Source organism: Campylobacter sp. BCW_4338 (genome assembly GCF_001763255.1).
GTDB classification, from domain to species: Bacteria; Campylobacterota; Campylobacteria; order Campylobacterales; family Campylobacteraceae; genus Campylobacter_D; species Campylobacter_D jejuni.
The window spans coordinates 1-2,498 of sequence record NZ_MJYJ01000008.1 but is presented as its reverse complement, the minus strand read 5'-3'; the positions used below and the strand labels follow the sequence as shown (position 1 = coordinate 2,498).

Here is a 2,498-nt window from a genome sequence, read left to right as displayed (position 1 = left end):
GGGCTTAATGTTAGTAGTTCTTGCGGAATTCTTACTTTTTGAATTTCTATTTTGGTTACTACTTGTTGAGTTTGCATCCCACAACCTATCAACGACATTGTTAAAAAGCTTGGTAATATTATTTTCATTGCTTTTATAAATGTATTCTTTAACATATTCTATCCTTTCTTTAACTTCGTTTTTTTGATTGTTTGCTTCATTGATTGCTTTTAATTCTGCTTTATGAATTTGCGTAAGTTCTTTTAGCCTTGCTTCGTTGTTTTTATTAATCTCTAAAGCTAAGGCTAAATCATTTTGACTTTTTTCTAATTTTACCTTTGTGCTATCAAGTCTTAGATAAAAATATCCTGTTAAGATTGCCATTAAAGCTAAGGCTATATAAAGCTTTGCATTTCCAAATAAAAGATTTATCATATTTGTTTTAGAAGTTTAAGTAAGGTTTTTGTATAATACCCCTAAGGGTTAGCCGTAGGTCTGACCCCCTATGGCTAAATTTTACCCGTGAAAGTGGGTGATTTTTTATGATTACATATCACCAAATAATCGTTATAATTATACTCTTATGTATAATTATTGTCAAGGCTTATTAGTCTTGTCCCCTTTTTAGGGGATTATTTGGTAACCTACTTAAATTTCTTTCTCCTTTCTATGCTAACTCATTTGTTATTTCTAATTTAATGTCTTCAAGATTTTTACCATACATCAAATCATAAAATTCTTTGCAAGCTTGTCTGCTTTGACCGACACTTTCATTATTATTATCTTTGGTAAGTCCCAGTAAGATACAACCTTGTGTGTCTTTATCAGTGTTTCCCCAGTGTATTAAAATTGCACGACTTGCTGGAACTTCATCATTATAAACATTTATCATTGTATCATCATCTTTTTTTGTAATACTTCTTAAAGTATTTTCAAATCGTGAAGGACTATGTCTTTTTAAATTATAATTTCCTTCAGGTATTCTTAAATCTTTACCACTTTCTAAACCCTCTTTGTCTTCTTCTAAAGAAAAACATTCAAAAAGAATATTATCATCATCATTTAAAACCTTAAATTTACCAATAACACAAGTATTAGCTATGTATCTTCTAATAATTTTTATTTTCATTATAATCCTTTGTTTAATTTCCTAATGCTATAAGCTTATTTTCTATTTGTCTAAATCTTTGTTCTAAATTGTCTCTAAACTCATCATAGATAAGTTTATTTTCTTGAATGTTAAAACTTATAGTAAGATCTGTATCTATTTCTTTACCATTTGGATTTAAAGAGTTAATTTCTTTAATTAGCACATCATCTATATAAATTTTAATATTTAGATTTTCACTAAAGAAAGATCCACCCACTCCTTTTCCCCATGGGGTGAATTTAAATTCTTTTATAGGTTTTGAAAGTTCACATTCTATAGTATAAAAAGGATTCTCTAATCCATCATTAGCTAAAAACACACTAATATTTTTTTCATCATACTCTCTAAAAGCATAGTATGGAGTATAGCGATTTCCATATTGATAAGCCCCATTTGAGGTAATTTTTACTTTTGCAAAAGAACTTAAACTCTCAGTATTAGCACTCTCTAAACTAAACTCAGCAGGTAAAGTACTAGCATGTTCATTTGCTGCTTTATTTAAAGTTTCATTTTCTATATTTGCTAATAAAAGATTATTATTAGAGTTATCTAAAAATTCTAAGCTATTAATTTTTAAATAATCATCATCTCCAACTAACTTAATTCCAAGTCTTGAAAGAGCTAAGGTTTTTAAAGGATAGGCAGAACTTGCTTGAATGGTTTTAAACTCTACTTTGAGTTTTTTACCATTAATAATTTGTAATTCTTTTAAATCAGAGTTTACATCCTTGCCTTTGTCTCCCTTGTCACCTTTATCTCCTTTTTCACCCTTTAATGAGGCTAAAAACTCATCTTCACTTTTATTTTCATTTCCAACTTGCTTTTTCCAAATCTCATAAGCATTTAACCCGTTTTCACCCTTATCACCTTTTAAACTTTCTTGATTTTCTAAAACAACTTTTAATACAACTTCTTTTAAACTCTCTTCATTGATATTTGCATTGATGTCAAGCTCTTCTAGTAAAGCTTCTAGTTTTTCTTTTAATTCACTTTGTTTTATAAAGTTAAAACTTGTTAAAACTTCATTTATAGCATTTTTAATACTTTCATCGCTTGGTTTTACTCCATTTTTAAAAAGTTCTTTTAAAATTTCTAAAGCTTCACTAAAATCTTTATTGATTTCTTCTGTTTTTATGGCAATTTCTCTTAAATCCACGCTCATCTTATCCCCTTTATTAAACATTTGATCTGATGAAATAAATTACAAGAGCAATAAAAAACAAAAATCTTAAATTTATTTATTTCTAAAGCTTGCATTGCTTCTTTTAAAACAAGATCAGCAAGTTTGTAATCTTTTCTTGATTTTGCTTTTTCACATAAAAAATCATGCACTACACAAGCACTAAAATACTCACTTTTAAAAGGTGGA

General features: G+C 27.9%; 4 protein-coding genes. All 4 read right to left on the bottom strand.

The window, feature by feature from the left end:
- Window positions 1-414, bottom strand: a 414-nt coding sequence (locus AJN69_RS09920) for a hypothetical protein (RefSeq protein ID WP_070290174.1), incomplete at its 3' end; no start/stop codon positions are given.
- A 232-nt stretch (window positions 415-646) separates the two neighbouring features.
- On the bottom strand, window positions 647-1,108 hold the full coding sequence (locus tag AJN69_RS00370) for a DUF5675 family protein (protein ID WP_070287700.1): 462 nt from the start codon (window positions 1,106-1,108) through the stop codon (window positions 647-649).
- 13 nt (window positions 1,109-1,121) lie between these two features.
- Window positions 1,122-2,291: a hypothetical protein gene (locus AJN69_RS10215; protein WP_070287696.1), complete on the bottom strand. Its 1,170-nt coding sequence runs from the start codon at window positions 2,289-2,291 to the stop codon at window positions 1,122-1,124.
- The coding region (locus tag AJN69_RS00360; RefSeq protein WP_148122947.1) for a DUF1353 domain-containing protein at window positions 2,288-2,498 on the bottom strand (211 nt) is incomplete at its 5' end. The genes AJN69_RS00360 and AJN69_RS10215, both read right to left, overlap by 4 nt.